The 9,224-nt window shown below is 67.3% G+C and carries 9 protein-coding genes and 1 CRISPR repeat array; of the genes, 1 reads left to right on the top strand and 8 read right to left on the bottom strand.

Translation table 11 applies throughout. From position 1 onward, the window contains the following. Positions 1 to 179: 179 nt before the first annotated feature. The 7 genes from ABT158_RS50535 to ABT158_RS50505 form a co-directional block, all read right to left on the bottom strand. On the bottom strand, positions 180 to 356 hold the full coding sequence (locus ABT158_RS50535) for a helix-turn-helix domain-containing protein (RefSeq protein WP_352366550.1): 177 nt from the start codon (positions 354 to 356) through the stop codon (positions 180 to 182). A 132-nt stretch (positions 357 to 488) separates the two neighbouring features. Beyond that, positions 489 to 2,315: a cell division protein FtsK gene (locus ABT158_RS50530; RefSeq protein WP_352366548.1), complete on the bottom strand. Its 1,827-nt coding sequence runs from the start codon at positions 2,313 to 2,315 to the stop codon at positions 489 to 491. After that, positions 2,312 to 2,641: a hypothetical protein gene (locus ABT158_RS50525; protein ID WP_352366546.1), complete on the bottom strand. Its 330-nt coding sequence runs from the start codon at positions 2,639 to 2,641 to the stop codon at positions 2,312 to 2,314. The genes ABT158_RS50530 and ABT158_RS50525 overlap by 4 nt, the downstream gene beginning before the upstream one ends. A gap of 32 nt (positions 2,642 to 2,673) precedes the next feature. Beyond that, positions 2,674 to 2,862, bottom strand: a complete 189-nt coding sequence (locus ABT158_RS50520; RefSeq protein ID WP_352366544.1) for a hypothetical protein — start codon at positions 2,860 to 2,862, stop codon at positions 2,674 to 2,676. Positions 2,863 to 3,036: 174 nt separating this feature from the next. Beyond that, complete coding sequence (locus tag ABT158_RS50515) at positions 3,037 to 3,228, bottom strand: hypothetical protein (RefSeq protein ID WP_352366542.1); 192 nt, start codon at positions 3,226 to 3,228, stop codon at positions 3,037 to 3,039. Positions 3,229 to 3,231: 3 nt separating this feature from the next. Further along, complete coding sequence (locus ABT158_RS50510) at positions 3,232 to 3,591, bottom strand: hypothetical protein (RefSeq protein WP_352366540.1); 360 nt, start codon at positions 3,589 to 3,591, stop codon at positions 3,232 to 3,234. Positions 3,592 to 4,236: 645 nt separating this feature from the next. Then, positions 4,237 to 4,548 (bottom strand): hypothetical protein, encoded by a 312-nt coding sequence (locus ABT158_RS50505; RefSeq protein WP_352366538.1) that lies wholly within the window; start codon positions 4,546 to 4,548, stop codon positions 4,237 to 4,239. A gap of 233 nt (positions 4,549 to 4,781) precedes the next feature. Here ABT158_RS50505 and ABT158_RS50500 point away from each other — a divergent pair, with 233 nt between their 5' ends. After that, positions 4,782 to 6,212, top strand: coding sequence for an NsdA family TPR-like regulatory protein (locus tag ABT158_RS50500; protein WP_352366536.1), 1,431 nt, complete (start codon positions 4,782 to 4,784; stop codon positions 6,210 to 6,212). Here the strand turns inward: ABT158_RS50500 and cutA are convergent. After that, positions 6,178 to 6,510: a divalent-cation tolerance protein CutA gene (gene cutA / locus ABT158_RS50495; protein ID WP_352366534.1), complete on the bottom strand. Its 333-nt coding sequence runs from the start codon at positions 6,508 to 6,510 to the stop codon at positions 6,178 to 6,180. The two genes, ABT158_RS50500 and cutA, sit on opposite strands and share 35 nt — an antisense overlap. Positions 6,511 to 6,781: 271 nt before the next feature. After that, a CRISPR array of direct repeats spans positions 6,782 to 9,121; the repeat unit is 28 nt; unit sequence GGAACATCCCCGCGTCCGCGGGGCCGAC. Between the last annotated feature and the right edge of the window lie 103 nt (positions 9,122 to 9,224).

Here is a 9,224-nt window from a genome sequence, read left to right as displayed (position 1 = left end):
TCAAAACCGGCACCCTCTACGACGAGACGACCGCCTGGTCGCATCACGCAGAATCGGTTGCAGCTTGACATCTAAGCTCCTGGGATGTCTTTCGTGTCATGCAGTTATCAAGAGGCGCTCTGCCGGTTGTGCGGCGAGTGCCGCACAACCGGCTCTGTAGAACGTTGTAGCACGATGCGCTACGCCTCGTCTGTCGCTTCGAGGTAAGAGACGAAGTCGCTGAGTTGCCGATCAGTGATCCGGCGAAGCTTGCCAATCTTGATGCTCTTGAGCTGACCGGTACGGAGAAGGAAGTAGACCTTGTCGCGCCCGATGCTCAGCATCTCCGCGACTTGTTCGACCGTGTATGCCTGCATGCGGCATCCCTCCTCTCGCTTGTCGCTGCGGGAGTTACGGATTGTGATCGTCCGCCCATTTGTCCGTCCGCGTCCCTCGCGCTCTCTACACGCGCAGACGCGCGGACGGACGCGGACGGCGGACGCGGACGATTACGAGCCGTCATCTTCGGCGAGGGCCCGCCAGCGCCCTCGTGAGACCTGTGCGACCTGGTCTGCACGGCTCAACTCCTGGAGGCGTTGGTAGACCCACGTGCGGCGCATGCCCGTTTCGCGCATGAGGTCGCCGATGCTGGCTCCGTTGCTCGACGCCTGTCGCAATGACGCTGTCAACGCCTCTTCGGCTCTTCGTGCCGCGTTGTCGCGTGCGTGGCGGGGCGATGGTCGGAAGGCAGATTCAAGCGGTGCAGCGGGTCTTTCAGACGCTTCTTGCAGGGCTTGAGCCGACACCTCATCGAGGGGCGGGCGATGTTGCCCATGCCGTTCGGCAGTGGCTTGTACCCCTTGGTCGTCGAGGAGGTAGGTGCGGGCTCGGCGGGGGATGTCGTGTTCCGGGGAGCTGATGAGGAACTTGCCGGGGGCGTCGAGCTTGTGGGCGTGCCAGCCGGCCTTCACTATGCCCTGCCCGAGGATGAGATCTCCGTCGCGGGGTTCCCGGACTCGGAAGCACAACCGGACATCCATCTGTGAACGGACCGCGCTCTTGCCCATCGCGTCCTTGGAGGGGCGTTGCGTGGCGGCGATCAGGTTGACCGCCGGGGCGCGGCCTCGCCTGGCGATCGAGTCGGCGTGGTCGATGGCCCGTGGTGCCTCGCTGGCCAGCTCGGCGTACTCGTCGATGATGATGAGCAGGGCGGGCCGGTCGGGGCGAGGTTCCCAGACACGTTCGCCGCGTCTGGTGAGGTCATCGGCGCGTCCGTCGAGGATGACCACGGCGTCGGCCAGGAGCGCCTCTGCCTCCTGCGGGGTGGTGGCCAACCGGTCGATGCACGACGCCCAAGGCTGTAGCTCCATGCCGCGCTTGAGGTCGATCGCCCAGAGGATCACGTCCTGGCAGGCGGTCAGCTCGCCGAGCAGGATGTTCACCCCTCCGGACTTGCCTGCCCCCGACATGCCGGCGAACAGTCCGTGTCTCCGCAGGAGGGGAACGCGGACCGGCGTGCCGTCCTCGAAGAGCCCTAGCTTGACGGGCTGGGTGATCGAGGTGATGGACGGGCCGGGCCAGGCGATGGCGTCGGCGTGCGGGTCTGTCTCTATGACTCGTATGTCGGCGCGGTTGGCCTTCTTGCTCGCCACGGGTTGGACGCGGATGCCGCCGCGGGTGGTGCCCAGAGCCGATTCCAGACGGGGGACGGCGTTGACCGCGTCTTCGACGGTCTGACCGATGCCAAGCCCGAGGCGGAACCGGTAGCCCCACAGGTCGACCATGGCCGATTGGACTCGGGATCCGGCCAGTCCGACGGCCTTGGCGATGTCCGGCCAGGCGGCCAGGGTGCGTTCGACGCGGACGCGGGCACGTCTGCGACGGTGCGCCCACCAGGGCAAGGCCAGCACGAGTGTGCCGATGCCGAGTGTGGCGGGCAAGGGAGTCGTGAACGGCCCGAGACAGGTTGCCAGGGTCAGCCACGTTCCGGCGAACGCTGTGGCTGTGGCGGCGTAGCCGCGTTCGATGGGACGGGGAAGGTTCACCCATCGCCCCCAGATGGTCAGCGCGGTAGCCGCCGTGATCGTGCAGGCGATCACGGTCGGCCACCACTCCGGGCACCAGCGCCAAAGGATCACGCCCGCCAGCAGGACGGTCGTGGCCAGGCTGAACGGCGCGAGTTCGGACCGGTAACGCCAAGCCAGACGGGCGAGGCCGGCGATCGCCAGAGGTGCCAGCTCCAGGTCGTCGATCATCGCGACGGGCTGGATGCCGTAACGACGCATCCGGCGCGCGTTGCGGCGCATCTCGTGGCGCGTCGCGCGGTGCCTGTTCATCGTCCCTCGCCGGACGTCTGAGCATGCAGCTCGTCGCGTACGTAGTACAGGGGGTCGTCGTCGCCGTCGTGGTGGGTCGCGAGGGTGGCGCGGACGGCGGCCAGCAGGTTGGCCCGCTGATGGCGGGTGAGTGCCAGTTCCGCGCGGAGGCCGGTGACCTCGTCGATCAGGGTGTCGATGTCGTCGAGGGCGGCGATCAGATACGCCCAGACGGGCAGCATGGGTAGAGGGTCTCGGGTGAGCGCCGCCAGGAGTTGAGCGGCGGTGACGTTGCGGTGAGCGACCTCCTGGAGATCAGTGTGGGGGTACGGGTGGCGGTGGGTCATCAGGCATCACATCCTTCGCTGGGGGACGTGGGTCAGTGGCTGGAGAACCAGCGCAGAGCGCCGTACAGAAGGGCGCGGATTTCGGGTGCGAACGTGGTGGCGGCCAGCAGGAAGCCGAACAGCAGCGTGATCAGCGCATGCCACAAGCGCAGTCCCAGGTAGCGCCAGGCGATGAACGCCATCGCGCCGAACACGAGCACCAGCGGGACGGTCACGGTCATGGCTTCACCTCCTCTCAGGGCGGTCGGTGGGCGGATCAGATGCCGTCGTGTCGGGACTTGCGGCGGAGCCAGCGCCGGCGAGCGCGGCACTTGCGGCACAGACGGCTTCCGGACGTGGCGTCGGCGCCGCAAAGGCACCGGAGCGGGACGAGGCGGGTCATGCGCATCTGGGGTTCACCTCCTCCCTGCACAGGCGGCGGGCGGGCAGTGGTGGGCGTAGGTGCCCAGGAGGCGACGGCTCAGGGTTCCCGTGGGGGCGTGGCGACGGTCCTCGGTACGGATCACGGTGACCAGCACCACGAAGAGCGCGAGCGTGACGGCCGACAGCGCCAGGGCCAGGAAGACGACGAAGAGTCCGAAGTCCATGGGTCACGCCCCTTCGATCTCGTCGAGGGCGATCGCGTCGCGGTAGGAGTCGAGCGCTTCGCGCCGGACCATCGCCGCTTGCGTGATCAGGACGGCCTCAAAGCGGACGGTGCCGAAGTCGAAACCGGCGACGTGGTGTCCGTTCTCGACGATGGGCGTCGTGCCGAGCAGAGCGGCGATTCGCTGAACTTCGGCGATCGCTTCGGCTTCCGTGGTGGCGTCGGTGTCGTAGTTGGTGTGGACCGACACGCGCACGGTGCCGTACCTGGGAACGGGCACCCGCGGGTGGCTGTCAAGGAAGGTGGCCAGGGCCCGCAGTCCGGTGATCAGTTCGCGGCGGTGGTGGTGCTGAGCTGCGCTCATGGAGATCACATCCCTTCCGTCTCCGGTGACCTACGAGGCGAAGGTAGGTTTCGGGGAAGGGGTGGCCCCATCGCGCGATGTGATCATGCGGTGAGATCAAGAACATCCGCCGATGAGATGGATCAGATCCTGTGGTGAGATAAGCCCCAGCTCACGACCCATGCCACACAAGAGACCCCCGACAGGGTCCTTCGGGAACTGGCACTCTCGCGAGCGCAGAAGGACCCTGCCGGGGGCGTTGACGCGGCGGGGCGGGACGCGGTGGCAAGGTGTGAGCGAGCCGCGGGCCATGCACCGTCGCGTGTCAAGGTAGCCAGGGAACAGGCGAGCGCGCCTTATCGGTCACGGGCGGTCCCGCCGGGGATCCTGGCCAAGGTCAATCGGTCTCGGGTGGGTCATCAGGCGCTTTTCGGGAGCCGTTTGTCAGTCGTGTTCCAGAGCAGGCGGGCTCGCGCACGGGAAGTCAGATACAGGTGGTAGAGCGCTGTGGCGGTGTAGCCCTCACAGCAGTCATCAACGTTCAGGTCGAAGTGGTCGAAGAACGCCGTGCGCGAGAGTGCACTGTGCGCCGCGTCTCGTTCTCCTAGCAGGGCTGCTCTATGCGCTGTCGGATGGGCCTGACTCCACTTGTCCTGAGTCATGGCCCTACACCTCGCCGGGCGCGGGCGTCGAATGGAGGTCCCGGTATCGGGCGACGATTCGGCGTACGGCCCTCGCGGGATCCGCTGTGGAGTGCCAGGCGTAGACGGGGCGGTGGCGGCGGTCGTTCCAGCCGGCCCGCCACCAGAACAGGTCCCCGTTCGTCCACACGACGAGATCGCGCCACACCGACACCGCAGCCAGGCCGTAGCCGTCGTTCACGTCGGTCGTGATCCCGTACAGAGCCAGCTCTCGTTGTAGCCGGTCAGCTGCGGCGACAACGGAGTTGAGGCGATATGCCGCTCGCTGTCCGGTCATGCGCTGGCTTCCCTCCCGCAACTCTGCTTTCTCAGGCAACAAATTGGCGGAAGTCAGACAAACGCGAATCTTTGACTTGTCTCAGATCAGCTCTGACGTGCTCCGCAAACTGATGCGAGGTTTCCAAGCAAAGCGGTTCCGTAGAATCTCGCCGTGATATCTCACGGTGTGATGGACTAGGAGCGCTTCACTTCTTCTCGAACGGCGCGCTACCAGGGGAACGGAACGCCGCCATGACAATGGATCAAGAGCGAGTTCTTCATGTTCTTGAGACTGTTTTCGCACGTCAGGACATGGAAGACGTGTGCAAGCAGCGCGATCTCGGCGGGGTCATCCGCATCCTCACCAAGTACGGAATCACCCAGGGGCAGATAGCCAACCTCACCGGAATCCCGCAGGGGCGCGTCAGCGAGTACAAGAGCGGAAAGCGCCTCCCGACCGCGAAGCATACATTTGAGTCGTTCGCTGATGGTTTGAGCATGCCTGGCCACTTGCGTCGCCATTTGGGGTCAGCGTCCCCAGGCGGCCGAGGTGGCGGTGCACAGGTCATCAGCGATGGGGTTCAGATCCCCACGGACACATTTGACTTGCAGCTCTTCGCTGAAGCGATCGGGAAAAGAGGCGAGCCGTTGAAGCGCCGCGAACTGCTGGCAATGATCGGACAACTGGGTGCCCAATCAGCTCTGGCCCAGAACGAGGCATGGGAGAAGGTCGCCTACGCACTGTCGAGGCCGAAGGCGCTCGACGAAGCGGTGGTGCGAGAGATGGAAGCGAGGGCGGCCGGCTTCCACCGCCTCGAAGAGATGCTGCCCGCACAGACCATCTTCAAGGGCCTGGCCGCCCACCTGAACGAGGTCGGAACCCTCCTGAACAGCACAGCCACCGACCCCAAGGACGAGCTCCGCAGACGCTTGATCGTGGTCGCCGGCGAGAGCAGCGTCCTCGCCGGCTGGATCGCGACCGACCTGGGGAACGTCTCGGCGGCTCGCAACTTCTACGACACAGCGGAGAAAGCCTCCAAAGAGGCGGACGATCCCGCCATCATCGCGTGCGCGTTCGGATACAGAAGCTACATCCCCAGCGGCAAGGGAAACCACGGGCGAGCCCGCTCCCTGTTGACCACCGCACTCCAGCACCTGCCCAGGGACGTATCACCTGGCACCACATCCTGGCTTGCAGCCCGGCATGCGGAAGAGAGCGCCGCACTGGGAGAGCGGGAAGCTGCCATTCGGTCATGGGCCGAGGCAAGCGAAGCATTCAACATCGCAGATCCAGAAGAGGACCGCGTGTGGACCAGATTTCTGGATCGGGACCGCTTCGACTCCTTCCTAATCTCGACCTATGCGCAAATCGGTCGGCTGGACGAAGCTGAAGATGTAGCCCGTGCAGTCATCGCACGACTGCCTGAGGTAGAACGAAAGCGAGCAGGCATCATCCTCGGCGACATCGCCACAGCTCACATCATGCACGGATCGGTTGCGGAAGCGGCCAGAGCGGCTAGGGAAGGCCTCGCGATCATACGTGAGACAGAGTCAGGGATCTGGCTACCGCGATTCATCGTCCTTGGTGAATCGCTCAGGCGCTGGCAGACCCAACCGCCGGTCCGCGCCTTCCTGGAAGAACTGGCAGTCACGAAGCGTCAGTTCTCTGCGTCTCCGTACTGATCCAGTTTAGATAGGTGCCGCTGCCTTCGAGTATCTCGGTGGCTATAATTTCTGGGATTTCATAGCCGTGGCTGGCTTTGATGTGTTCTTCAAGTTCTGCGAATAAAGTCCGCGTAGTTTTGATAACCAGCTGCCATTCCTGTTCATCTCGCAGAGAGCCCTTCCACCAGTATAGAGAGCGGATCGGGCCGACGATCTGTACGCCAGCAGCGAAGCGTTTCATGGTAATGCTACGGGCTAGAGCAGCACCTGCGTCCGCACTTGGGACGGTCGTCAGTACTTGTATGTAATCCGTCACGACCCCGGCACCTCGTTGGCTCCAAACAACCAGATGCTGCCCACTTTAGTTTCCAGGCAACGGAGGTGCGAGTGTAAGAGCGCCGAACAGGGGAAACACCTGCGTTCGCGAGGGCGACTCAATCTTCTGCACGATCGCCCCCATGGCGGGAGGAACCCCCGCGTCGGGCGGGGCCGACCGGGTGTACTCCGAGTCCATGAGCGTGCCGTCGGGAACATCCCCGCATCGCGGGGACGGCCTGCCGACGTTCCGAACCTCTAACGGCTCTTGCGGTACATCCCCGCGTCCGCGGGGCCGACGCCTCCACCAGGGCCTCGACGATGTCCTCGACCGGAACATTCCCGCGTCCGCAGGGCCGACCGGTACTGGGACGCGTACGGGATGTACGCCTCCGGAACATCCCCGCGTCCGCGGGGCCGACGGCGGCTCCACCATCATGTAGGCGGTGCCGAGCGGAACATCTCCGCGTCCGGGGGGCCGACCTCTGACCAGGCCACTAGCCGCCCTAGCACCCCGGAACATCCCCGTGTCCGCGGGGCCGACGCCTCGGCCTTGGCCAAGGCCGACATGTACGGCGGAACATCCCCGCGTCCGCGGGGCCGACGCCAACCCGGCCGATCCCACCCGGTGGAGGCGGGAACATCCCCGCGTCCGCGGGGCCGACTACGCGACGCCCTTCGGGGTCAGCACCGCGTACGGAACATCCCCGCGTCCGCGGGGCCGACGGATCCCATTGGGAGTGCATCACGCCCGGCGCGGGAACATCCCCGCGTCCGCAGGGCCGACCTGCCACAGCACCGCACCGTTCGGGCCGAGGACGGAACATCCCCGCGTCCGTGGGGCCGACTCTCCTACAAGACGAGCACGAGAGCCAACCAGCGGAACATCCCCGTGTCCGCGTGGCCGACACCCCCCGCGCGCCACCGACGATGTGGTCGAGGGGAACATCCCCGCGTCCGCGGGGCCGACATCGTGCCGCCGTTCGGAGTGAGCAGGAACGACGGAACATCCCCGCGTCCGCGGGGCCGACACGGGCACCACCGACACCGGACGCCCCATGACCGGAACATCCCCGCGTCCGCGGGGCCGACGACTACGCGCCGCCCCCGCCACCCACGCCGGCGGGAACATCCCCGCGTCCGCGGGGCCGACCGGGCGAAGGGGGTACGAGTCCAGGTCACGGTCGGAACATCCCCGCGTCCGCGGGGCCGACCCCACCGACCAGGGGAGAACCCGTGTTCACGAAGGAACATCCCCGCGTCCGCGGGGCCGACCTCCTTGTGCTCCGGCCGCACGCCGCGCATGTGGGAACATCCCCGCGTCCGCGGGGCCGACCAGGGGATGCCGAGCTCACTGGGGCCGGGCTCCGGAACATCCCCGCGTCCGCGGGGCCGACGCGCGGGCGAGCTGCATCGCGAACGCCTGGCCGGGAACATCCCCGCGTCCGCGGAGCCGACCCTCACGCGCGCCGCGCGTACGCGCGCCGCGCAGGAACATCCCCGCGTCCGCGGGGCCGACCGCAGCACGAAACCGCGGGTCGCGCGCGCGGAGGGAACATCCCCGCGTCCGCGGGGCCGACGAACCGGGTGACGCTCGGGTCGGCCAGGTCGTAGGAACATCCCCGCGTCCGCGGGGCCGACGACCAGCTCAACCGGCCGGACATGATGCAGGCGGGAACATCCCCGCGTCCGCGGGGCCGACGTGTGACGTTCGACGGGCAGACTCTGGACGCCGGGAACATCCCCGCGTCCGCGGGGCCGACGACCAGCTCAACCGGCCGGACATGATGCAGGCGGGAACATCCCCGCGTCCGCGGGGCCGACTCGTCGTAGAACTCGGCGTAGACCATGGCCGGGGGAACATCCCCGCGTCCGCGGGGCCGACCGGTCAACGCCTGAAACGCCCTCCTGGCCTGGAGGAACTTCCCCGCGTCCGCGGGGCCGACTCGGGGATCAGGACGGGCGGCGCCTGGCGCTGGGGAACATCCCCGCGTCCGCGGGGCCGACATGTCCACCGCCACCGCGCCGACGCGCGGAACATCCCCGCGTCCGCGGGGCCGACGCCGTGGGCAACCGCGTGAACGCGATAGGCGAAGGAACATCCCCGCGTCCGCGGGGCCGACGCCAGGTTCTGCGCCCCCGTGCCCGCTGAGTCCGGAACATCCCCGCGTCCGCGGGGCCGACCGCCACGGGATGCCGAACACCTGGGCGCAGGTCGGAACATCCCCGCATCCGCGGGGCCGACATCCTGTTCGAGGGCACGCCGCGGTCGGAGTCGGGAACATCCCCGCGTCCGCGGGGCCGACCACGGAGCGGGCGAGGTGCACACCGTATGCGCAGGAACATCCCCGCGTCCGCGGGGTCGACCTGTGCCCAGCGCCGTGAGGCGGCCGCCTCGCAGGAACATCCCCGCGTCCGCGGGGCCGACATGTCGCGGGCCGCACGGATGGTGCCCAGCGGCGGAACATCCCCGCGTCCGCGGGGCCGACGAGACCGGTGAAGCCGCGAGCGACCCAGTCTGGTGGAACACCCCCGCGTCCGCGGGGCCGACACCCGGGCTGAGTCCGCCAGTGCTTCTGAATGCGGAACATCCCCGCGTCCGCGGGGCCGACGCGTCGGCCGGGCCGCGGCCGCCGCCCGAATCGGTACAACCCCCCCGCCCCGGGGCCCCCCCGGGGAGGGACTCGGACCCCGAGTGTGGTGAGGGAACAAACA

The sequence above is a fragment of the Nonomuraea sp. NPDC001636 genome (assembly GCF_040298265.1).
In the GTDB taxonomy this organism is placed as follows: Bacteria; Actinomycetota; Actinomycetes; order Streptosporangiales; family Streptosporangiaceae; genus Nonomuraea.
Note: the sequence above shows the minus strand (reverse complement) of the source record. Positions and strands in the feature narration are given on the sequence as shown.